This window comes from Kitasatospora sp. NPDC058046 (assembly GCF_042885595.1).
GTDB lineage: Bacteria > Actinomycetota > Actinomycetes > Streptomycetales > Streptomycetaceae > Kitasatospora.
This window is the reverse complement of record NZ_JBHVRS010000009.1, coordinates 35,173-58,138: the sequence shown is the minus strand read 5'-3', so window position 1 is coordinate 58,138 and position 22,966 is coordinate 35,173. Positions and strand designations below refer to the sequence as shown.

13 protein-coding genes and 2 pseudogenes are annotated in these 22,966 nt (G+C 73.3%); 8 read left to right on the top strand and 7 right to left on the bottom strand.

The genetic code is table 11. From position 1 onward, the window contains the following. Positions 1–114 precede the first annotated feature (114 nt). A pseudogene (locus ACFVU7_RS19795) lies at positions 115–681 on the bottom strand (FAD-dependent monooxygenase); the annotation flags it as partial. Positions 682–935: 254 nt separating this feature from the next. On the opposite strand from ACFVU7_RS19795, the gene ACFVU7_RS19790 reads away from it, so the two are divergent. The 7 genes and pseudogenes from ACFVU7_RS19790 (at position 936) to ACFVU7_RS19760 (ending at position 11,196) form a co-directional block, all read left to right on the top strand. Then, the gene (locus ACFVU7_RS19790; protein ID WP_388046187.1) at positions 936–1,985 is read left to right on the top strand and encodes an amidohydrolase family protein; all 1,050 of its coding nucleotides are present in this window, start codon (positions 936–938) and stop codon (positions 1,983–1,985) included. Between the two features lie 167 nt (positions 1,986–2,152). Continuing rightward, positions 2,153–2,281: pseudogene (locus tag ACFVU7_RS19785) on the top strand (family 1 glycosylhydrolase); the annotation flags it as partial. A gap of 182 nt (positions 2,282–2,463) precedes the next feature. Continuing rightward, complete coding sequence (locus ACFVU7_RS19780) at positions 2,464–2,913, top strand: hypothetical protein (protein ID WP_388046185.1); 450 nt, start codon at positions 2,464–2,466, stop codon at positions 2,911–2,913. Between the two features lie 209 nt (positions 2,914–3,122). Continuing rightward, positions 3,123–4,637, top strand: coding sequence for a TIGR02677 family protein (locus tag ACFVU7_RS19775; protein WP_388046184.1), 1,515 nt, complete (start codon positions 3,123–3,125; stop codon positions 4,635–4,637). Between the two features lie 19 nt (positions 4,638–4,656). Continuing rightward, positions 4,657–5,871, top strand: a complete 1,215-nt coding sequence (locus ACFVU7_RS19770) for a TIGR02678 family protein (protein WP_049649843.1) — start codon at positions 4,657–4,659, stop codon at positions 5,869–5,871. Between the two features lie 16 nt (positions 5,872–5,887). After that, positions 5,888–9,973 (top strand): TIGR02680 family protein, encoded by a 4,086-nt coding sequence (locus ACFVU7_RS19765; protein ID WP_388046182.1) that lies wholly within the window; start codon positions 5,888–5,890, stop codon positions 9,971–9,973. Continuing rightward, complete coding sequence (locus ACFVU7_RS19760) at positions 9,970–11,196, top strand: TIGR02679 family protein (RefSeq protein WP_388046180.1); 1,227 nt, start codon at positions 9,970–9,972, stop codon at positions 11,194–11,196. The genes ACFVU7_RS19765 and ACFVU7_RS19760 overlap by 4 nt, the downstream gene beginning before the upstream one ends. A gap of 124 nt (positions 11,197–11,320) precedes the next feature. Here the strand turns inward: ACFVU7_RS19760 and ACFVU7_RS19755 are convergent, their stop codons facing one another. The 3 genes from ACFVU7_RS19755 to ACFVU7_RS19745 all read right to left on the bottom strand — a co-directional run bounded on the left by ACFVU7_RS19755 (position 11,321) and on the right by ACFVU7_RS19745 (position 14,727). Continuing rightward, positions 11,321–12,547 (bottom strand): alpha/beta hydrolase, encoded by a 1,227-nt coding sequence (locus tag ACFVU7_RS19755; RefSeq protein WP_074004614.1) that lies wholly within the window; start codon positions 12,545–12,547, stop codon positions 11,321–11,323. Positions 12,548–12,805: 258 nt separating this feature from the next. Further along, positions 12,806–13,480 (bottom strand): response regulator transcription factor, encoded by a 675-nt coding sequence (locus ACFVU7_RS19750; protein WP_074004615.1) that lies wholly within the window; start codon positions 13,478–13,480, stop codon positions 12,806–12,808. Then, positions 13,477–14,727, bottom strand: coding sequence for a sensor histidine kinase (locus ACFVU7_RS19745; protein WP_388046178.1), 1,251 nt, complete (start codon positions 14,725–14,727; stop codon positions 13,477–13,479). Before ACFVU7_RS19745 ends, ACFVU7_RS19750 begins: the two co-directional genes overlap by 4 nt. Positions 14,728–15,594: 867 nt before the next feature. Between ACFVU7_RS19745 and ACFVU7_RS19740 the strand changes: the two genes are divergently transcribed. Further along, a complete protein-coding gene (locus ACFVU7_RS19740) occupies positions 15,595–19,704 on the top strand; it encodes a hypothetical protein (protein ID WP_388046176.1) in 4,110 nt (1,369 codons plus the stop codon). Positions 19,705–19,790: 86 nt separating this feature from the next. On the opposite strand, the gene ACFVU7_RS19735 is transcribed toward ACFVU7_RS19740, so the two are convergent. The 3 genes from ACFVU7_RS19735 to ACFVU7_RS19725 all read right to left on the bottom strand — a co-directional run bounded on the left by ACFVU7_RS19735 (position 19,791) and on the right by ACFVU7_RS19725 (position 22,732). Next, positions 19,791–20,981, bottom strand: coding sequence for a CapA family protein (locus ACFVU7_RS19735; RefSeq protein ID WP_388046173.1), 1,191 nt, complete (start codon positions 20,979–20,981; stop codon positions 19,791–19,793). A gap of 194 nt (positions 20,982–21,175) precedes the next feature. Further along, positions 21,176–22,222 (bottom strand): YncE family protein, encoded by a 1,047-nt coding sequence (locus ACFVU7_RS19730; protein ID WP_388046172.1) that lies wholly within the window; start codon positions 22,220–22,222, stop codon positions 21,176–21,178. 378 nt (positions 22,223–22,600) lie between these two features. Next, positions 22,601–22,732 (bottom strand): hypothetical protein, encoded by a 132-nt coding sequence (locus ACFVU7_RS19725; RefSeq protein WP_375875341.1) that lies wholly within the window; start codon positions 22,730–22,732, stop codon positions 22,601–22,603. Between the last annotated feature and the right edge of the window lie 234 nt (positions 22,733–22,966).

Here is a 22,966-nt window from a genome sequence, read left to right as displayed (position 1 = left end):
GCAGTCGACGGCCGGGCGCGCCGGGTCGCAGTGGAAGCGCAGCTTGTCGTGGTCGGGCCAGGGCTTGAGCATCTCGGTGTCGATGACGACCCAGCGGTCCTCGTACGTCCGGCCCTCGTAGCCGATGTTCAGCTGGGCGCGGGTGAGGCTGGAGCCGCCGTCGGCCGCGATCACGTAGGAGGCACGCAGCCGGTGCACGGAGTCGTCGGCCGTGCCGACGGTCGTCAGCTCCACCCCGTCGGCGTCCTGGCGCAGGCGCAGGCACTCGTGGCGCAGCAGGACCTCCACGTTCGGGTACCGGTCGACGCCGTCGCGCAGCACCTGCTCCAGCGCGGGCTGGTAGACGAACATCTGCGGCGGGTGCCCGTGCCCGCGCGGGGTGGGGCGCGCGCGGATGAAGGGGCGGCCGTCCGCGTCGACGAAGTCCACGGGCCGCTCGGTCAGCATGTCCTGCTTGAGGCGCTCGGCCAGTCCGGTCCGCTGCCAGATCCGCATGACCTCCTCGTCCGTGGAGATGGCCCGGGCACGGGAGAAGACCTCGGCGTCCCGCTCCAGGACGACGACGCGCAGCCCCGTCGCGCCCAGCAGGTTCGCCGCGGTCACGCCCGTGGGCCCGTAACCGATGACGGCCACGTCGTAGGAACCGTCCTCGGGCTCTGTCCCAGCCCCGGTCTGACGCATCAGGCCCACCTCACCGTGTCGATCGCACCGCGCAACTGTTGCTGTAGTACTCACTCCAATTGGAATGACTGCTACGGTATGCTCGCCGTCGGAGAGGGTCAAGTGACCGGAACCGCGTACCACCGGAGGGGACGCCCGCCGCGGCCGAGCCGCGGACGACCCGCGAGCGGCACGTGCCCGGCCCGGCGCCGTACGGCCGGCGGCCGGTACGACAACCCTGCTCCGCCCCCACAGAGCGCACGAAAGGCCGCGGCATGTCTCCTTCGGCACAACGCATCGACGTCCACCAGCACGTGGTGCCCGGCTTCTACCGCGACGAGCTCGCCAGGGCCGGCATCACCGACGCCGGAGGCCGGGCCCTGCCCGACTGGAGCGCCCGGTCGGCACTGCACCTGATGGACCTGCTGGAGACCGCCACCGCGATCGTCTCCGTGTCCACGCCCGCGACGGGCTTCCTCGCCGACCCCGCCGAAGCGGCCGACCTGGCCCGACGTCTCAACGACCACGGTGCGTCCCTCGCCTCGGACCACCCCGGCCGCTTCGGCTTCTTCGCCACCCTGCCCCTGCCCGACGCCGGAGCCTCCGCCGCCGAGGTGGTACGCGCGCTGGACGAGCTGCGCGCCGACGGCGTCACCCTGCTCGCCAACAACCGCGGCGCCTACCTCGGGGCCGACGGCCAGGACGTCCTGTGGCAGGCACTCGACGACCGCGGCGCGGTGGCCTTCGTCCACCCCGCCGAACTACCCGCCCCACCGGTCAGCGGCATCCCGGCCTTCGCCGCCGACTTCCTGCTCGACACCACCAGGGCCGCCTACCTCCTGGTCCGCAACGGCATCCTGCGCCGCTACCCGAACATCCGCTTCATCCTCAGCCACGCCGGCGGCTTCCTCCCCTACGCCTCCCACCGGATGGCCGTCACCCTCGCCAACGACACCGCACGCAGCCCGCTCGACGTCCTCGACGACTTCCGCTCCTTCCACTTCGACACCGCCCTGTCCTCCAGCCCGGCCGCCCTGCCCACCCTCCTCGCCTTCGCCCGCCCCGGACACGTCCTGTTCGGCAGCGACTGGCCCTTCGCCCCCACCCCCGCCGGGCAGTACTTCGCCAACGGCCTCGACACGGGCGTCGACCCCGGCACGCTCACGGCCGTCAACCGCACCAACGCCGAAGCACTCTTCCCCAGGCTGGCCACCACCCGCCCGGCACCGCTGCCGGCGCCGTCGGCCCCGGTGCGCATCCGCCGAGCGGCCCAACGCGCCGCAGCGCGCCTGGCTTTCAAGCTCGTTCAGCCCGGCACGGACTGATCCGGCGTTGTGGGACCTGGCGTGCGCCGGGTGCGTCCGTGTGTCTCCTCCGTGCCCGCAGCACCCTCGCCGAGCGCTCCCGGACGGGAAGAAATCTCTGCACGGAATGTTCGGCAACCTCGTCGGCCGACTGAGGGTCGCGACCACAATGACACCCCGTCCGACGGGCCGAGGGCTACCACCAGCGCTTCGGCCTCGTCCACGTCGACTTCGCCACCCGGCAGCGCACCCCGAAGGCCTCCTACGCCTGGTATCGCGACCTGATCGCCGCCCACCATGCGAAATCCGGACGTTAGTCAAGGCCTGGGCAAGGGGGTGCGGGTCAGGATCGCGGCGGGGAAGGGAGTGTCGTCCGATCCTTGACGGCCATGGGAACTCCGCCCGCCTCCGCGCGCTGTCACCTGTCCTCGCCACCCGTGCCATCGGGTGACTACGATCGGTGAGGATTCCGGTCGACTGACGTACCAGGGAGGCCCGGATGGACGCGGAACTACCGGCGCTGCGGCTGAAGCTCTACATCGAGTCGCTCCAGGTCCTGATGCCCGAGCGGCAGTTCAAGCTTCTGATGGATCTCCTGCGCGGCTATGCCGAGCTCGGTGGTGGGCGGATCGAGGTGAAGCTGGACGCAGAGGAACGGGAGCTGTTCACACCCGCGGTGCAGCGCGAACTGCTCGTTCTCCTCGGCCTGCTCGGTGCCCTGGTGCCCGGACACGAGGACCGCGCCGACGCTGTGGTGGCCGACCTCGGCGACGGCGAGCGGGCCAAGGGGGTCATGTCGCTCGTACCGCCGGAGGTCGCTTCCGATCCGGCCCGCCTGCGGGACATGCGCGACCGGCTTGACGCCGCCGAGGGCCGGCGGGCGAGCGACCGCGCGACGGTCGAGGGAATCGCGGAGGTGAGCGGGATGGCGGGGACGGAAGAGAACTGATCGGAGCGCGTTCAGCTCTGTGAAACCTCCCTGGCGGTTGCCGGAGCCGGGACACAGGCCTCCCCGGAGGCCCGGGCGCACCTGCACCAGCTGTACCTGCCGCACGCGACCTGGCCGGTCGACAACCGCGTCGTCGGGCGTCGGCACGTCCGCGTACTGTGGTGCCCGGAAGACGGGGAGGGGAGCCGTTGCGCAGGGTGCCGCCGGAGATGTTCCGGTTCACGACGGGGGAGAGGGCCGAACTCTACGGTGCGATCCTTCAGGCCTTCGGAGCGGCCAACGAGAGGTTGGAGACCGCGCTCGGGCTGGACGAGGTCCGCACCCGGCTGCGGACGGTGGGCTGGCTCGACGCGGTCCATGACGACGACCTCCAGGAGGCGCTGCGCAAGCTCAGGGAGTGGCAGCTGCTGGACGTCGTCCAGAACCACGCGGAGAACTACCGCACCGCCGAGGAGTACGAGCGCCGCAACCTCCAGTACTCGCTGACCCGACGCGGTGAGGCCGCGTCCGCCGGGGTCGAGCACGCCCTGTTCGTCCTCGCCTCGACGGGGGCGCTCCAGACGGCGGTGCTGGAGGCGATCACGGACCGGCTCGACGAGCTGTACGTCCTGCTGGGCGACTCCGCGTCCTCGGACCGTCGGGTCTTCACCACGCTGCAGGAGCTGGAGGGCCACCTGGAGGCGCTGCTGGCCAACACCAAGGCGTTCAACGGCGAGTTGCAGCGCCTGCTGCGCGCCGAAGGTGCGGACCTGGCGACCTTCCGCGAGGTGAAGGCCGCGACGGTGGCCTATCTCCAGGAGTTCCTCGTCAACCTCGACCAGCGGGGCCAGGCGGTCGCCACCGCCGTCGAGCGTGTGGAGCGGCTCGGGGTGAGCCTGCTGCACGCGCGGGCGCTGCGGGGCGCCGAGCTGCCGCCGGTCGCCGACGGCGATCCCGCGCCGGCCTGGCTGGAGCGGCGCCGGGCGCGCTGGGAGGGGCTCCGGTCCTGGTTCCGGCCGGCCGACGGGGCACGGCCCCGCGTGGAGCAGCTGCACGACGTGGCGCGGCGGGCGATCGTGACGCTCCTCCAGGTTCTCGACCGGATCACCGAGTCACGGCGCCGCTCCTCCAGCGCCGTCCAGGACTTCCGGGAGCTGGCCCGCTGGTTCGCCGCCGCGCCCACCGAGGACGACCTGCACCGCCTCTGGTCGGCCGCCTTCGGTCTGGGGTCGGCCCGTCACGCCCATCTCGCCCACCCCGACCCGGAGTTGGTGCCCTCCTCGGGCAGCTGGGCCGAGACCCCGCCGGTGGAGGTCTCGGCGCTGCTGCGCACCAGCGGCCGCACCGAGCGGTTCACCCGCACCGGGAAGGTGCGCGACATCGGAGGCATCAAGGCGGCCCGGGCCGAGCGGGCCCGGAAGGAGCGGGCCGAACTCGAAGCGGCCTGGGACGTTCTGGGAACCGACGGCCCGGTGCGGCTCTCCGACCTGCGCGTGCTGGACCACACCGTCTTCGAGCGGCTGCTCGACCTCCTCGGCCGGGCGCTGGCCGTACGGCCGGACGCCGGCGGGGCACGTCGGGCGGTCACCTCGGACGGCCGCGTGGAGATCGTGCTCCGGCCTTCTCCCGAGGGCGGACGGGCCGTCCTGCGGACCTCCCACGGCCGGTTCGAAGGGCCCGACTACCTGGTGGAGATCCGGAGCCCGAGCGCACTGCGGGCGGTCGTCCGGGAGGACAGCGCATGAACACCACCAGGAGCGGCACATGAGCACCCTCGCCAACCAGCTGGTCCTGGCCGAGCGGCAGGACATAGCCCGAGGCATCAGACTGCTCCTCGGCCTGCCGCTGATCACCGAGCGCGGTGACCCGCCCGCCTTCGAGCTGATCCGCCGCCGTCAGGATCCGCTGACGAAGTGGTTCGACTACAACTGCGGCTGGCAGCTGGTGGTGGAGCCGCGCCTGGGGTATGCGCGTCTGCTCAAGATCCGGACCGTGCCCGACGCCTCGCGCCCCGCCCGTCGGCTGCGGTCCGGCAAGGCCCCGTTCGACCGCCGCCGTTACACGCTGCTGTGCGTCGTCGCGGCCGAGCTGCTTCCGGTCCCGGTCACGACGGTCGGCCTGCTCGCCGACCGGGTCGTCCACGCCTGTGCCACCGACGAGGCACTGCCGCCCTTCGACACGGCGAGCAGGTCCGAGCGCATGGCGTTCGTGGACGTGCTCAAGCTGTTGGAGGCCTACGGCGCGCTCCTCACCGTGGACGGCGTCACGGAGAGCTTCGTCGACTCGGCGAAGGCCAAGGTCCTCTACCGAGTGGACGCCACCGTCCTGATGCGCCTGCTCGCCGCGCCCGTCGGCCCGTCCCGGCTGGCCGTTCCGGCGCAGGACGTGCCGCTGCGCTTCGAGGAACTCCTGCGGGGCACGGTGCGCGAGAGCCGGTACGGCGGGGCCGACGCCTCCGACGCGCAGCGCAACCTCCGGCTCCGGCACTCGGTGCTCCGGCGGCTCCTCGACGATCCCGTCCTGCACCACGACGAACTCGGCGCCGACGAACTGGCCTACCTGGCCTCGCCGACGGGGCGCCAGATCGTCAAGCGCGCCGCCGAGCAGGGCGGCTTCGTGCTGGAGGAACGGGCCGACGGCCTGCTGCTCGTGGACCCGGAGGCCATCGCCACCGACAGCCGCTTCCCGGACGACTCCGCGACGGCACGCGTCGCCGCCCTGCTCCTGCTGGAACCGCTGACGGCCGCCCCGGACGGGCTGACACCGGAACAGCTCGAGGCCGAGGCGAACACGCTGCTGCGGCGCTTCCCGCGGTGGGCGAAGGGTTACCAGTCCGAGGACGGCGCCCAGCGGCTCACCGCCGATGCCCTTCGTGTCCTCGACGACTTCGGCCTGGCCCGCCGGATCGGCGACCGCACCGTTCCCCGGCCCGCGGCGTTCCGGTACCGCACCACCGTGACCGACGGTCCCGCAACCTGACCAGGGAAGACCTCCGATGACCGTGACACAGCCACCGCAGAGCCCCGTGCCCCCGACGGCGGCCGCAGCCGCGCGATGGCGGCCCGCCAGGGCCGGCATCCTCAACGTCTGGCGCTACTACGACGAGACCTTCACCTTCCACAAGGGCCGGCTGCTCCTGCGGGGGCAGAACGGCACCGGCAAGTCGAAGGCGCTGGAGGTACTCCTGCCGTTCCTGTTCGACGCGAGCCTGCGACCCAACCGGCTGTCCACCTTCGGCGGCTCCGAGCGCACCATGCACTGGAACCTGATGGGGGAGGGCACCACGGGCAAGACCCGTGTCGGGTACGTGTGGCTGGAGTTCGTCCGCGGTGACGGCGATCCCGGGTGGTTCACCTGCGGCGCCAGGCTCCAGGCCAGCGTGCACACCCCCGGTGTCACCGTCGACTACTTCACCACCGGCGCGCGGATCGACCGCCCAGGCGGTCTCTCCCTGGTCAACGACGCGGGCCAGCCGCTCACCCGCGCCGCCCTGGCCGATGCCCTGCACGGCCGGGGCGAGTTGCACGGGTCACCCACCGACTACCGCAACACGGTCCGCAGCACGCTCTTCCCCGGGCTGAGCGAGCAGCGCTTCGACGCCCTGATCACCGCGCTGCTCCAGCTCCGCACCCCCAAGCTCTCGGAGCGCCTGGATCCGTCGCTGCTGTCCTCGCTGCTCTCGCGGGCGCTGCCCCCGCTCGGCCAGGGCGAGATCACCGAACTGGCCGAGGGTTTCGAGCGCCTCGACCGCCAGCGCGAGCACCTGAAGACACTGGACGACGAGGTGGCCGCGGCCACCGCCGTCGCGAACCAGCAACGCGGCTACGCCCAGCGCGTCCTGCGTGCCGGAGCAGCCGGTCTCATCTCCGCGACGACCGAGATGGACAACCTCGCCCGCCTCGCGAGGGAGAGCGGGGAGGCGCACGCGGGAGCCGTGCGTGAGCGCGACGAGAGCAACCGGACGCAACAGGAACTCGAACACGGGCGGCAGGAGATCGAGGGCGCCATCGAGGGGCTGCTCGACTCCGAGGTCTACCGGCAGGGGCAGGAGCTCGACCAGCTCCGTCGTAGGAGCGAGCAGGCCGACCAGACCGCCGCCCGGGCCCGTACCGCCGCCGACCGGAAGGTTCGGGCGGCCGACGAGGACGCGGGGCGTGCCGACGATGCGCGGCTGCGTTCCGAACAGCGGGCCGAACAGACCCGGGCCGCTCGCGAGGAGGCACGTGGCGCGGCGCGGCGAGCAGCCATGGAGTCCGTCTGCGCCGAGGTGCAGACGGTGCTCGGCACCGCACCGGGTCCGTCGGGGGAGAACGAGGAGCAGGGGCGTACGGCGCGCCGTCTGCTGCGCGGTGCGGTCGTCTCGCGGCACCACCAGATCGCCGACGTCCGAGCCGCCGTCGAGCGCCACGAACGGTTCCTCGCGGGCCGGACGACGGCGGAGCAGCACCTCGATTCGGCGCGCGAACGGCTGACCGGGGCGACCGCGAAGCGCGAGGGGAACGCCCGTGCCTACCAGGCCGCCGTCGACGCCCACGCCGCCCTGTTGCGTCGTTGGGCGAGGGAGGACTGCGCGGAACTCTCGATCGACGACGCCGAGGAACTCGCGTCCCGTGCCGCCGTCGAGACTGATGTCCTCGTGCTGGTCGAAGCCGCGGCCCGGGCGGCGGAGAGCTCCATCACCGCCGACGAGACGACCGCCCGCGCCGGCCGGGACGACGCCCGCGCCGGGCGTGACCGGGTCCTCCGGGAACTGGAACGCATCGCGGCCGCGGCCGATCTCCCGCCGGTTCCACCACGGACTCGCACGGCCGACCGGTCGGTCCTGCCGGGGGCGCCACTGTGGCGTCTGCTGGCCTTCCGGCCGGACGTTCCGCCCGCCGATCAGGCCGGCGTCGAAGCGGCCCTCGAAGCGGCCGGGCTGCTCGACGCCTGGATGACCCCCGACGGCGGTCTCGTCGTCGCCGGGCACGACGTCCTGGCCGATCCGGCAGCGGCCGCGCCCGCACCCGGCCCCTCGCTGCTCGACGTCCTGGCTCCGGAACCCGACGGCCCGGTGCCGCCCGCCCGGGTGCGGCGGCTGCTCGCCGGTGTCGCCTACGGCCCCGCACTGACGACGGACCACCCGGCCGTCGTGGGCGCGGACGGAAGCTGGCGGCTGGCGATGGCGGTCGGCTCCTGGGCCAAGGAGGAGTCCAGCCACATCGGCGCCGCGGCCCGGGAACGCGCGAGGCAGCGGCGGATCGCGGAACTCACCACCGAACTGGCCGAGGCCGACACCGCCGTCGTCGGCTACGAGACGCGGCTGCACGCCCTCGCCGACCGCCGGACGCGCCTCGAAGCCGACCTCCGCTCCCGGCCGCACCACCGGGACGTGGAGGAGGCCAAGGTCGGCTGGGACCGGGCCGAGTCCGAGGTGGGCGCTCGGGAGGACGCCGTGCGGGAGGCCGTCGAACAGCTCGCGCGGCAGGAGAAGGCGGTCGCGGACGCGCTGCGCACACTCGCCGTCGCCTCCGCCGAGCATGCCCTGCCGACCGAACGCGCCGCCCTGGACAAGACCGCCGCGGCCGTCGAAGCGCTGCGCGAACAGGCCGACGTCTGGCTCGACGCCCATCTCGCCTGGACAGCCGCCCACCAGGCCTGGCACTCCGCGCGCGGCCATGCCGAGGCATCGAGGGGGGCTGCGACCGAGGGCCTGGCGGAGGCCGAGACCGCCGAGGCCGCCGCCCGTGGGCTCCGCTCCACGCTCCGGGCGGTCGAGAGCACCGTCGGTGAGGACTACCGCGAAGTGGCCGCCCGCATCAGTGACTTCCGGAAGTCCCTCGACCGCGTTCGCCGCGACCTCGAATCCGGCACCCAGGCACTTCTCGCGCTCGAAGGCCGCATCGGCGCGCTCGGCGCCACCGCGGCCCAGGACGAGGCCCTGCACGACAGGGCCGTCGAGGCCCGGAACGAGGCCGCCCATGGCTTCCGGCGCCTGTGCGTCCTCGGATTCCCCGAGGACGCGGGCCTCGGGCTCGTCCTCACCTCCGCGGACGGCACCCGCGCCACCCTCGAAGCGGCGCGCGAGACCGCTGCCGCGTGGCCCGACCTGCCGCACGGCACCAGGAACCTCGGTGACTCCCTGAACCGTCTCTCCGAGGCCGTCCACCGAGCCCGCCAGAGCCTCAGCAGCCGCGCCGACCTCGAGCTCGAAGCGGAGGAGGACGTCCAGGTCCTCACCGCCACCGTCGACGGCATCCGGGTCGGCGCGACCGGCCTCCTCGTCATCCTCACCGGTGAGCGTGACCGCGGTCAGGACGACATCACCGCAGCCGAACGCGGCCTCTTCGACCGGACCCTCACCGGCGACACGCGCCGCCACCTCGCCTCCCGGATCCGTCAGGCCGGTGAACTCGTCGAGCGGATGAACGGCCACCTCGAAGGGATCCGCACTGCCTCACGGGTGGCCGTCCGTCTGGTGTGGCAGATCCACCCCGACCTGCCAGCCGGTACCCGGACGGCCCGTGAGCTGCTGCTCAAGGACCCGGCGCGGATCACCGAAGCCGACCGCGAGGCCCTCCACGCCTTCTTCCGGGGCCGGATCGAGGAAGCGAAGACCCGCAACACGGCGGCGACCTGGGAGGAGCAGCTCGCCGAGGTCCTCGACTACACGGCCTGGCACCAGTTCGTCGTCAAACTGGACCGCGCCAACGGCTCCGGGTGGCAGCTGCTCACCAAGAAGCTCCACGGCGCGCTCTCGGGCGGCGAGAAGGCCATCGCCCTCCACCTGCCGCTGTTCGCCGCCGTGGCCGCCCATTACGAGGCGGTGCCGGAGTCTCCGCGGCTGATCCTGCTCGACGAGGTCTTCGTCGGCGTCGACACCGTCAACCGCGGGCAGGTCTTCGGCCTCCTCGCGGCACTCGACCTCGACCTGGTGCTCACCTCGGACCACGAATGGTGCACCTACCGGGAGCTCTCCGGCATCGCCGTCCACCAGTTGATCACCGGAGGTGACGGCGACGACGCCGTCACCAGTGCCCGTTTCACCTGGACGGGCACCGACCTGCTGCCCGACGAAGCCGACGCGGAAGAACCGGCATGACGGACCGCCACCCCCTCGACCTCCCCGAGCTCCGACCCCTGTGGTCGGCCGTTCACGGCCGTCTCTCGACCGGTCGCCCCGTCAGCCGGGTACGGTCCGGACCACTCGACGAGGCAGGCCGGGAGGCACTGGCCGACCTCCTCGGGCTCGACCGGCTCCCCGGCGCCGAACCGACGATCCCCCTCGCCGGGCTCGACAGTGCCGTGCTGGACGCCTGCGGCCGACCCGTCCGGGACGTGGTGACCGCGATCCTCGGCCCGATCCACGACCGGGCCGCCGAGCGCCACCACAGGACCGGCCAACGCGAGGCCCTGTGGGCGTGGTTGGCCGGCCACGAGGTGGTCACCGTCCAGCCGGCCCTGCTGGACTGGGTCGGCCACCTGCGGGCCGGCGGCCTCGTCGACGGCTCACCCGAGCGGACCCGGGGCCTGCTGACCGCCGCGCTGACCGTCCTTCACGCACTCCCAGCCGACGGTGAGCCACTACCGGTCCTCGCCGCCCGCCTCCTCGACGGCGACTCCCACGCCCTCGACGACGGGACCCGGCTGTCCTCGCTCGTCCTGCGTGCGCTGGCGGTGCTGTACGGCACCGACGTGCCAGACGCCGCCGAGGGACGACGCGCGCTGTGGAGCCGAGCCGGCGTGGCCGACGACGAGCTGTCCGCCGCCGTGCTCGCCGCGGGTCTCCGCCCCGTGGGAGAAGGGCCGGTTGCCATGATCTCCCGCATCTGCGCCGGAGCCGGCCACCCCGTCAGCCTCACCCTCGCCCAACTGCGCACACCCGGTGAGTTCACCGGTCCCGCAGGACCCGTGCACATCACCGAGAACCCCAGCGTGCTCGCTCTGGCCCTGCGCCGCTTCGGCTCGCACTGCCCGCCGCTGGTCTGTACCTCCGGCTGGCCCAACACCGCCGTGATCCACCTGCTGCGCCGACTCGCCGACGACGGCGCGTCCCTGCACTACCACGGCGACTTCGACGGCGAGGGCATCCGCATCGCCGCTCACGTCATGGCCAGAACCGGTGCCGCACCCTGGCGGATGACAGCCGACGACTACCGGGCCACCGCACCGCGGGTTCCCTTCGGCCCTGATCCGGGTCGCTTGACGCCGGCGCCGTGGGACCGCTCGCTCATCGACTCCATGACCGAGTCGCGCACCGCAGTGGTCGAGGAAGTGGTTGCCGATCTCCTCCTCGACGACTTGGCAGCGCACCTGCACGGATAGGACGACGGCCCGTCCGACGGGCCGAGGGCTACCACCGGCGCTTCGGCCTCGTCCATGCCGGTCGAGCGGGCCGGGGCTCCCCGCCGGCCGGCGGGGAGCCCCGGGGCCAACGCGGTCAACGCGGTCAGCGCGGGTCGGCGAGGAGGAAGTCGAGCAGGATCCGGCGGCTCGTCTGGGAGGTGAGACTGCCGTACACGTCGTCGAAGGCGTGGTCGGCGAAGGGCAGTTCCTCCACCTCGACGTCGACGCCCTGCTTCCTCAGCGCGTCGCCGAGGGCGGTGACGGTCTCGGGGCGGGCGCTGCGGTCGCGGTCCCCGACGACGAGCAGGGTGCGGGGCAGGCCGGGGCGGACGTCGGAGGTGGGGGACACCTCGCGGTAGCGGTCCGGGTACTGCTGCGGGGTGCCGCCGGTGTACATCTGCGCCGCCTCGCGGGTGCCGGCCACGTCGTCCGCCCACATCTGCGCGACGTCGGTGCCGGGGTAGAAGCCGATCACGGAGGCCGGGGGCGCGGGGGTGGCGCCCTCGACGGCCTTGATGGTGCCGTTGTGGAGGCGGTAGGCGGTGTTCATCGCCAGGGTGCCGCCCGCCGACATGCCGCCGAGCGAGATCCGCGCGCCGTCGACGCCGTACGCGTCGGCGTTGCGCTGCACCCAGCCCATGGCGGAGAGGAGGTCCTGCGGGGCCTTGTCCCAGGTGGGACGGTCGGGACCGGCCAGGCGGTAGTCGACGGCGAAGACGGCGACGCCGTGGTCGGCGAGCCAGCGGCCGGTGCCGCGCAGGTCGCTCCTGTCGAAGGTGTGGAAGCCGCCGGCGTGGGCGAGCACGACGGCCGGGGTCCGCTGGCCCGGGACCTTCGCGGGCAGGTACGCGTCCACCCGCAGCGGCTCGCCCTCGGGGCTCGCGAACGTCTCGGTCGTGTCCGGCTTCGCCGCGGGGTAGCCGAGTTCGGTGAACACCTGGCCCAGGGAGACGTCGGCGCCGGCCTCCCGGGCGGCCTGGAACTGGATGCCGCCGATGACCAGCGCGCCCACGGTGCACAGCGTCGAGACCACGGTGACCACGCGTCCCCAGCGCACCAGGCCGGCCCGCCAGGCCAGCGCGGCCAGGCCGGCGGCGACGAGGGCCAGCAGGGCGATGTGGAACGGGTACTGCCCGCCCAGCACCGGGCCGATCACGCCCGCCTTGGGTATCGAGGGGACGTACGCGCCGAGCACGACGGCGGCGGCCAGGAACGCGAGGAACGACGCCAGGACGGCGGAGGCGGCCCGCAGGATCCGGACGGGCCGTCCGGGACGGGCAGGCCGGGCGGGCCGTCCGGGCGACGCGGCGGAGCTTCGGGGTGTGGTCATGGCTGTACTCCTGCGATGGTGCGCGGGACGGTCGCCGCCGCCCGCGGAACGTGTCGGGAGCCGCGAGGCCCTCGCCACCGCACACGGGGGAGGCGAGGACCGGCTCGTACGAGAACGCTAGGAATCCGGCACCCGCACGGGCCTCCCACCACGGAGCCATTTCCCGGAGCGGCTCTCAGGTAGGGGTCGGACGGGGACGTCCGGGCCGGTGCCGCCGCACCACGGCGGGATCACCACCGAGGGATCACGGACGCGGGATCACAGACCGGTGCGGCCGGGAACGACCAGTCCCGTCTCGTAGGCGAGGACGGCGGCCTGGGTGCGGTCCCGCAACTGGAGCTTCTGCAGGATGCTGCCCATGTGCGTCTTGACGGTCTGCTCGGCGACGACGAGTTCGGCGGCGATCTCCGCGTTGGACAGGCCCCGGGCCACCAGCGTGAGCACCTCGGTCTCGCGGTTGGTGAGGATGTCGATCCGCACCCGGGCGGACGGCTTCGCCGAGCCGCCCAGCCGGGCGAACTCCTCGATGAGCCGCTTGGTGAGCCCGGGTGACAACAGCGCGTCCCCGGCGGCCACGACGCGTACCGCCTCGGCCAGTTGGACCCCGGAGGCGTCCTTGAGGAGGAACCCGCCGGCGCCGGCGCGCAGCGCCTCGTACACGTACTCGTCGAGGTCGAAGGTGGTCAGGACGAGGACCCTGGTCGACAGGCCGGCCTGCCCGGTGATCCGGCGGGTGGCCTCGATGCCGTTCAGCCCGGGCATCCGGATGTCCATCACGATCACGTCGGGGCGCAGCTCCTCGGCCTTGGCCACCGCGTCCAGGCCGTCCACGGCGGTCGCGATCACCTCGATGCCGGGCTGGGCGCCGAGGAGCACCGAGAAGGCCTCACGGACCATCGCCTGGTCGTCGGCGATCATCACTCGGATCGTCATGCGGTCTGTTCCCTGTCTGTCCGGACGGCCGGGGCGGCGGGCACCGGCAGCAGCGCGGCGACCTCGTAGCCGCCGTCGGGGGCGGGGCCGGCGGAGAACTCCCCGCCGAGCATCGCGGCACGTTCGCGCATGCCCAGGAGGCCGTGCCCGGCTCCCGGCGAGGGCCCGGCGGCCGAGGTGCCGGGCCCGTTGCGGATCCGCAGCCGCAGGGCGGTTTCGGTGTACGCCAGCTCGACGCGGGCCGAGCCGCCCGGGGCGTGGCGCAGCGTGTTGCTGAGCGCCTCCTGCACGATGCGGTAGGCCGACAGCTCCACGCCCTCGGGCAGCGGGCGGCGTGTCCCGGAGACCACCGCCCGCACGTCGAGCCCGGCCGCGCGCACCCCGGCGAGCAGGTCGTCGAGCCGCTCCAGGGTGGGCTGCGGAGCCTCGGGAGCACGCCCGCCGGGGCGGTCCTCGGACCGCAGCACGCCGAGGAGGCGGCGCAGCTCGGTCAGTCCCTCCAGGGCGCCCGCGCGGATGTCGGCCAGCGCCGCGACGAGTTCCCGGGGCGGGTCCGCGACCCGGTACGGCGCGGCCTCGGCCTGGATCGAGATGACGGACATGTGGTGGGCGACCACGTCGTGCAACTCGCGCGCGATACGGGCGCGCTCCTCCAGGACGGTGCGGTGCGCCCGTTCCTGGGCGAGGGCCCGCTCCTGCTCCGCGAGCCGGACGCGGACCTCCCGCGTCCGGCGCACCCCGGTCGCGGCGGCCGCGACGAGGGCGAACAGCACCAGCACGATCACCGTGAAGTACCAGGGCCCGATCCGCCCGCCCGCCAGCTGCAGACCCAGCAGCAGCGCGGTGCTCAGCCCCACCGTCTCGGCCGTCACCCGCGGCGGGTTGCGCAGCGCGACCAGGAACGACAGTCCGGCCTGCACGGCCCACGCCCATCCCGTGTAGGGCGCGAATGGCGGGTACAGCGAGAAGACCGGCAGCGTCACCAGCGAGAGCCACCAGGCCGGCAGCGGTCGGCGCAGCGCCGGTACGAGGAGCGCGGCGTGGAGCATCCCGAGCGGCCGCAGCGGGATGTCCTCGGTGGCGGAGACGGCCGCGAAGACCGCCACCATGACGACCGCACCGTGCGGCAGCCACCTCAGCGGTCCCGGCCCGCTCATGGGCGGCATGGGCTGCGGGGCCAGGGTGAACAGATCCTTCCGCACGGTGCGCAGCGCCGCGCGCACCGGCCGCCGCCCAGTCCTGTCCATGCGGACAGTATTGTCCGGTTCGTCCACCGGACGGCCGCGGCCGGGGTGCTCAGCGGTTCGGACGCTCACGGTGCCTTCCTCGGCCGGGGTGCATTCGGTCACCAGGCTACGGAGCGGACCGGCCGACCGGCCTCCCGCTGCGGAGCCGTCCTCGGCCTGGCTCTCAGGTATGAGGCGGCACCCGCGCCGACCGCGCCCGCCGGTACCGAAGGCCGCCGGACACCGGGAAGCGGGGCAACCCCGTGGGCGCGGACCAGACGTGGCGCCCTACCGGGCGGCGGCTCCCCGTCTCCGGTAGGGCATGCGACTGATTTCCCGGCCCTTCCGCGTCTGCCTGTCGGGCGTGTGCCCGTCGGCGGGTGAGCGTGGGGCCGTCGTGACTCATCGACCGATCGACGTTCCAGGGGCCACCCGGTCCGATCGGCCGGGACGGAGGGCTGGTTCGCCATGGTTCGGACGTGGTCGGAATTTCGACGGAGACGGTGCGCGCCCTTCGTGGCCGCACTGCTGACCTGGGGACTGGTGGCGCTGGCCGCGCCGCCGGTGGCCGCGGCCGATCCGGGCCCGGCCGACCGGACACCCGCGGCTGCCCGGGCCGCGTCGCCCGCGCCGGTTGCGCAGGCTTCGCCGCAGACGGTCCCGGCCGCGTTGCCCGCGTCCGTGCCGCCGACGGTTCCGTCCGCGTCGTCCGCGTCGCCCGCGGCCGTGTCTCCCGCGTCCGTGCCGCCGACCGTTCCGGCCGTGTCTCCCGCGTCCGCGTCTCCGGCGTCCGTGCCGCAGGCGGTTCCGTCCGTGCCGTCCGCGTCCGTGTCCCCCGCGTCCGCGCCGGTGGCACCGCGGACGGATCGCGCCGCGGACGTCGTCGACGTGACGACCAACATCGCCGGGCCGACCAGCGGGTACGCGGGCCAGGAGTTCACCTACACGGTGACCATGAGCAACAACATGCTGACCGCGGCCGACGGAGCGCCGTTCACCGTGACGCTGCCGGCCGCCGCGACGCATGTGGCGGCGAGCTGCTCGGCCGCCGCCGGTGCCGCCTGCCCCGGCTCGCTGGCCGTGTCGGACAGCCAGGTCTCGGGCACGGCGGTGAGCCTGCCGCACCTCGGGGTGCTGACGCTGACCGTGACCGGCCGCTTCGGCGCCCCCTCGCCGTCGTCGGTGACGGCGTCCTCCCACATCGACCCGCCGCCGGGGGCCACGGACTCGGACCCGAGCTCCAACGACAGCTCGGTCAGCACGACGATCAGCAACCAGATGAGCCTGCGGGTCACCAAGTCCCAGTCGGCGACCACGATCCTGCCGGGCCAGCCGAACACCTACACGGTGACGTTCGGCAACGAGGGCAGGGGCTGGGCGGACGGCTCGACGATCCGCGACTACATGAGCGCGTCGAAGTCGCTGTACACGTCGTACGCCGTGCACATCGTGTCCTGCGACGGCACCGGCGGTGCGAGCTGCCCGTCGTTCATCACGGACACCACGGCCAACAACAGCACCATGATCTTCTCCGGCGTGATCGGTGCGTTCCCGCCGGGCGCGACGCTGACGGTGGTGATGACGGTGGACCCGTCCGGTCCGGTGCCGGCGTGCTCCTCGTCACAGACCGCCGACATCGTCGGCAACACCGCCAACATCTTCGCGCCGAACGGTGTGACCAACACCCTGTCCAACCAGGCGTACGTCTCGGCGACCGGCCTCACCCCGGGCCAGTGCCCGCAGACGAACATCTCCGTCACCAAGACGCAGAGCAACCCGCAGATCCTGCCGGGCATGCCCAACACGTACACGGTCACCTACCAGAACAACGGCCCGATCGCGGCGGACGGCGCGACCATCCGCGACTACCTGACCTCGTTGAACCAGTACTTCACCTCCTACGCCGTGCACATCGTCTCCTGTGACGGCACCGGCGGGGTGAGCTGCCCGTCGTTCGTCCAGGACACCACGGCCGGCAACAACACGATGGTCTACTCCGGAGCGTTGGGAGCGTTCCCGCCCGGAGCCAAGCTGACCATCGTCATGACGGTCGACCCGTCGGGTACGCCCACCACGTGCAGCAGCAATCCGACGGCCGACATCGTCGGCAACACCGCACAGCTGTTCACCGTCTCCCCCCTGGTCAACACCGGCAACAACACGGCGACGACCAGCGCGACCGGGCTGACACCCGAGCCCTGTCCGCGGACGAGCATCTCCGTCACCAAGACGCAGGCGAACACGGTGATCCTGCCGGGCAAGCCCAACACGTACACGATCACGTACGAGAACAGGGGCCCGAACCCGGCGGACGGGTCCTTGATCCGGGACTACCTCAGTTCGTCGACGACCCTCTTCCGCTCGTACGCCGTGCACATCGTGTCCTGCGACGGCACCGGAGGCGCGTCCTGCCCGTCGTTCATCACCGACACCACGATCGCCTACAACGCGCCGGTCTACTCCGGCACGGTGGGCGCGTTCCCGCCCGGTGCCAGGCTGACCGTCGTCCTGACCCTGGACCCGGCCGACCCGACCCCGTTGGCGGCCTGCCCGAGCACCGCGACGATCGTCGCCAACAACGCGGACTTCTTCGTCGCGTCGCCGCTGGTCAACACCGGCAACAGCTCCGCCTCCACCACGGCGACGGCTCCGTGCGCGGACATCGCCGTCAACAAGGCGGTGGAGCCGGCCGCGGTGCAGGCCGGGCAGGCCGTCACCTACACGATCAAGGTCTCCAACGCGTCACCGCAGACGGCGAGGTCGGTGGAGTTCTCCGACCCGCTGCCCCCGGCCACCGCCTTCGAGTACGGCTCGGCGACCTGCGTGGCGAACTCCGCCGCCTCGGCGTGCGGCCCGGTGGTGTTCGACCCGGCGACCCGCACCGTGACGTCCACGATCCCGCAGATCAGCGGCGGCGGGGACTACGTCACCATCACCGTCACCGGCACCGCCGGACCGGTCCCCGGCACCTACCCCAACACCGCGACGGCCCGGTCCTCCACTGGCCCCGACGCGTTCCTCGACGCCATCCCCGCCTCGAACGAGAGCACCGTCTCGCTCCAGGTCTTCAACACGGCCTCCACCATCACCGTCGTCAAGCAGCTCACGGGCCTGCCCGCCGGCGGCCTGCCGTCGCCGCTCACCTTCAGCGGAACGGTCACCTGCGGTACCCAGGAACCGCAGACCTGGTCGGTCACCGTCCCGGCCGGAGCGACCGCCGCCACCGCCGCGCCGCTCGCCTTCTACGACGGCCAGCGGTGCACCGTCACCGAGAACCCGCCGCCGACCCCGCCCGGCGGCCTGCACTACACCGGCCCGACGGTGATCAACCCCTCCGTCATCGACAGCCTCGGACCGCAGGCCGACCAGCGGGTCGTCAGCTCCACCCCGCTGGGCACCAACGCCGAACTGAGCCTCAGCAAGCAGGTCGACCGGGCCACCGCGACCACCGGAGACACCGTCACCTACACCTACGAGGTCGCCAACACCGGCACCGTCCCGGTCACCGGCGTGACGGTCGACGAGAGCGTCTTCACGGGCAGCGGCACCAAACCCGTCCCCATCTGCCGGAGCACCGACCTCGCCCCCGCCGCCACCACGACCTGCACGGCCACCTACACCGTCACCGCGCAGGACGTGACCGCCGGATCGATCACCAACACCGCCACCGCGACGGCCACCGCGGCCACCGGACCGGACCCGGTGAGCAACGAGGCCACCGCCACCGTGCGCACCGTCACCGCGCCCGGCATCACGCTCGCCAAGAGCGTCACCCCGGGCACTGTCGACCGGGCCGGCACCGCCGTGTCCTACTCCTTCACCGTCACCAACACCGGTGGCGTCCCCCTCACCGACGTGCACGTCGACGAGACCGCGTTCACCGGCTCCGGCGGCGCGCCACTGGTCGACTGCCCGGCCGCCGCGCTCACCCTGGCACCGGGCGGCTCCGTGGTCTGCACCGCCACCTACACCACCACCCAGGCCGACATCGACGCCGGCCGGATCACCAACGCCGCCACCGCCACCGCCCGGGCGCCCGCCGGGTTCGACAGCCCCGTCTCCGCCGAGGCCCGCGCCACCGTCACCGCACCAGCCGCTCCCGCGCTCACCCTCACCAAGACCGCGGGCCCCGCCGACACGCCGCTGGCCGAAGGCGCCACGGTGACCTACCGGTTCCTCGCCACCAACACGGGCAACGTCACCCTCACCGGACTCGACGTCCAGGAGACCGCGTTCGACGGCCACGGCACCCCGCCCACCGCCTCCTGCCCGCCCGAGGCCGGCTCCGTCGCCCCGGGCGTCGCCATCCCCTGCACCGCCACCTACACCGTCACCGCGGCCGACGTCGACGCCGGCCGGATCACCAACACCGCCACCGCGAGCGCCACCGACCCCGGCGGCCGGACCGTGCGCGCCGAAGCCGCCACCGCCGTCTTCCCGGCCCGGGCCACCCCGGCCCTGACCCTGGTGAAGACCGCTTCCCCGGCCGTCGTCCACCAGGCGGGCGACACCGTCCACTACACCTTCACCACCACCAACACCGGCAACGTCGCCCTCACCGACGTGACCGTGACCGAAACCGCGTTCGACGGCCACGGCACCCCGCTGACACCCGACTGCCCGCCGGCCGACACCGCCCGACTGCTCCCCGGCGGGCAGGTGACCTGCACCGCTGACTACACCGTCACCGAGGACGACCTGCGGGAGAACCTGATCGAGAACACCGCGACCGCCTCCGGCCACGCGCCCGGCGGTGCGACCGTCACCTCGCCCGAGTCGACCGCCCAGGTGGCCGTGGAGCCGACCGGCGCCGTCCCGCCCGCACCGCCGACTCCGCCGAAGCCCGGCCCGCACCACCCCCGGCCGCACCACCCCGGGCCGCACCACCCCGAACTCGCGCAGTCCGGCACGGCCACCGTGTCCGTGCTCGGGTACGCGGCACTGATCCTGCTCGCCGGAACCTCCCTGGTCCTGTCGGTGAGAAGGCGCCGCCGCTGACGACGGCCGTCCCGCAGGCCACGGTGCCCGCCCCGTCCCGGGGCGGGCACCGTCGTTTCGCCGTCACCGTCGGACCCGCCGTCCCTTCAGGGGGCCATGGTGAGCCCGGCCGAGGCGCCGTCGCGGCTCAGGACGACCGACCGGATGTGGTCGAGGGCCCGGGTGTAGTCGGCGCGGTCGGGGGTGCGGCGGAGGGCCTCGGTCAGGTCGAGGACCCGGTAGGGCGGGCCGAGGTCGGTCAGCTGCGGGAGGAACTCGGCCTTGGTGACGGTCCATCGTTGCCCGGGCCCGGGCGGCGGGGAGAAGGTGAAGCGGGCGATCGAGCTCCAGTTCCCCCGGGGGTCCTCCGCGCCGGTGGGGTTGAACATGTGGCCGGCGAGCTGGTCGCCCATGCCGTAGATCGTCCAGGTGTCGTTGATCTTCTCGTAGGCCTGCGGGATGTGGGCGTGGGTGCCGAGGACCAGGTCGATGTCGGGCCGGCCGGGGCTCTGCTCGGCGGCCAGGTCGCGGGCGAGCGCGAGCTGCTGCTCGTCCGGGGTGTCCTGCCACTCGGTGCCCCAGTGGAGGCTGACCACCACGATGTCGGCGCCGCGCTCGCGGGCGGCCCGGGCGTCGGTGAGGATCCGGTTCCGGTCGATGAGGTTGACCGCCCAGGGCCGGTCCTTCGGCAGGGGGATGCCGTTGGTGCCGTAGGTGTAGGCGAGCTGGGCCACCGTGGCGCCACCGGCGGTGAGCGTCGTGGGGCTGCCTGCCTCGTCGGCGCTGCGCGCGGAGCCCGTGTGCTTCAGGCCGACGGCGTCCATGGCGTCGAGCGTGCGCCGGATGCCGTCCGGGCCGCCGTCGAGCGTGTGGTTGGAGGCGGTGTCGCAGGAGGTGTAGCCGGTGTCCTTGAGCGCCTGGGCGACCTGGGGTGGCGAGATGAACGACGGGTAGCCGGTGAACGGCCCGCCGTCGGCGCCGTACACCGTCTCCATGTGGCAGATGGCCAGGTCGGCGGCGCTGATGACCGGTTTGACTCCGGCGAGCATCCGGGTGAAGTCGTAACCGCTGCCCCCGGCGTCCTCCTTGGCCTGCTGGATGATCTCCGTGTGCGGCAGGACGTCCCCGGTCGCGACGAGGGTGAACGCCCGCGGCCCCGCCGGGGTGGGCGCGGCCGTGGAGCTCGGATCGCGGGGTGTCGACGGTGCGGGCTGCCGTTCCTGCGGCGACCCGCAGCCGGTGAGGGAGAGCAGCAGGGCGGTGGCGGCTGTGAGGATCTCTCGGCAAGCAAATCGCATGGTCGGCTCGTCCCACGATCGGCGGGTATGACGAGTCCGACTATGCGAGTCGTGGACGGGCCGCCGTGGAACCCGCGCCCTGGGATCACCCGACGGGGCCACCGACCCGTCGGCGGGCACGGACGGGCGCGGAGGGGCGCGGACGGGCGGGTGCGCGGAGTGGCGCGGGGCCGCGCACCCGCCCGGCGGGCGGGTCAGAAGGTGACGGCCTTCAGGTAGCTGGTCTCGCCGCGCGGACCGGCCAGGTAGAGGGTGTGGCCGTCGGGGCCGAGGGCGGCGGTGCCCACGCCGTCCAGGCCGAAGCCGGTGAGGTCGGCGGCCGGGAGGGCGGTGTTGGTGGCGGTGTCGTAGGCCAGCACGGTGGCGGAGGGCTTCCAGCCGTCCTTGAGGACGAACAGGCGGCTGCCGTCCGGGGAGACCGCCACCAGGTGGGTGTCGGCGGAGGTGGCCGGGCCGCCGAGGGTGAAGGCGGTGCGGGACGTGTCGGTGAACGGGTCGAGCTCGTAGCCGGAGCCCTGGGCGGCCCGGCTGCCGAGGGCGTAGAGGCGGGTGCCCTCCGGGGAGGCGGTGACCTCGGTCGCGGCGGCGAGCGACTGGACGGTGCGGGTGACCGTCGGGACGGGAGAGGTCAGGTCGAGGTGGACGACGCCCGCGCCGGTGGCGACGTAGGCGTCGGCGCCGCCGTTGTGGAGGGCGATCCCGTCGACGTCGGGGTCGCCCAACGGGACGGCGCCGGTGAAGGAACGGGTGAAGGTGTCGAAGACCAGCACCCGGCCGGGGCCGGCGGTGCCCTGCTGGGTCACGAACACCCGGGAGCCGTCGACGCTGACGGCGAGCGCGCGCGGGCGGTCGACGGGCGTGCGGGACAGCACGGTGTTCGTGGCGAGGTCGACGACCAGCAGCTGCTCGGCGGCGAGGACGTAGATCCGGTTGCCGTCGGGGCTGAGGGCGGGCCGGCCGGCGGTGCCGTCCTGGCTGAGCAGGGTCTGCGCCACGACCGTGCGGGTGCGGGTGTCGACGGTGCGCAGGAGGGTGGGGTAGCCGGTGCCGACGTGGTCCTCGGCGACGACGTAGGCGCGGGTGCCGTCGGAGCTGACGGCGATGCCGAGCGCCCGCCAGCCGACGGCGGTGTCGGCGGTGCCGGTGGTGCCGGCCGTGGCGCCGGCCGGCACGGCGCACAGGAGCGTGACTGATGCCGCGAGGGCGGTGGTCCAACGAGCCGTACCCGTAAGCGAGTTCATGGAGATTTCCCCGGACGGTGTCCTCGCGCTGTGCGAGGCGTGGACACGCTACGGGGGAGGGGAGGGCGCGTGGACGGGGCGTGGAGGAGTTGACCGGATCGGTATTGGTCTAGTCCAAAATCCGAAGCCGTCCGCGGGGCCGTGCGGGTGGCCGGGGCCGCCGGGTGGCCGCGTCACGGGTGCGGGCGCGGGTGCGGGTGCGGTGCGGACAGGGCGCGGGCATGGCCCGGGCGTGGTGCGGAACCGGGCTGCGGGCCGGGCGCGTCGACGCATCACGAAACGCCTGGCGTCCGGCCGGGTGGCCGGACCCAGGTGAGCGGCCGATCGGGCTCCGGCATGCGCCCCGGAGCGGTGACGGTAGGGCCGCGGGTGTGCCGGTCAGAGTGTGAACAAGGCGGCGTACGGTGGGGCGATCCGCTCCTGTCGGGTGCCGAAGTCGACGAGGACGGCCGCGTAGGCTCCGTCCTCCACCGCGAGGACGCGGCCGAGACCATACTTGTCGTGGCTCACGCGGTCGCCCACCGCGAATAGCTTGGGCGGTGCGTCGGGCCGGGGTTTGAAGGGGCTGGTGGGCAGGGGGCGTCGGACTGCCGGTGTTTTCCTCATCCCGGTCAGTATGCTCCGAAAATCGACGGAACGGGCCGTTCCGGAGGGTGTGAATCCGTTGCCGGGTGTCCCCGGGGCGACTCGCCCCCTGGGCGTGGCGAAAAAATCATGACCGGGGCGGCGCAGGGTCCGGTGTCG